Origin of the sequence: Paenibacillus sp. VT-400, from assembly GCF_001029205.1 — a bacterium.
Taxonomy (GTDB): Bacteria; Bacillota; Bacilli; order Paenibacillales; family Paenibacillaceae; genus Paenibacillus; species Paenibacillus amylolyticus.
This window is the reverse complement of record NZ_LELF01000004.1, coordinates 1-213: the sequence shown is the minus strand read 5'-3', so window position 1 is coordinate 213 and position 213 is coordinate 1. Positions and strand designations below refer to the sequence as shown.

At 57.7% G+C, this 213-nt stretch carries 1 rRNA gene; it reads right to left on the bottom strand.

Annotated features, from left to right (window positions below):
- Positions 1-213 (bottom strand): 23S ribosomal RNA (locus EL84_RS32870); the annotation flags it as partial.

Sequence of the window (213 nt, the reverse complement as noted above, 5' to 3'; positions counted from 1 at the left end):
CCCGCATTTTTCAACATGCGTGGGTTCGGGCCTCCAGTGCGTGTTACCGCACCTTCACCCTGGACAGGGGTAGATCACCCGGTTTCGGGTCTACGTCCACGTACTCATTCGCCCTATTCAGACTCGCTTTCGCTGCGGCTCCGGCTCTTCACCTTAACCTTGCACGGGAACGTAACTCGCCGGTTCATTCTACAAAAGGCACGCCATCACCCC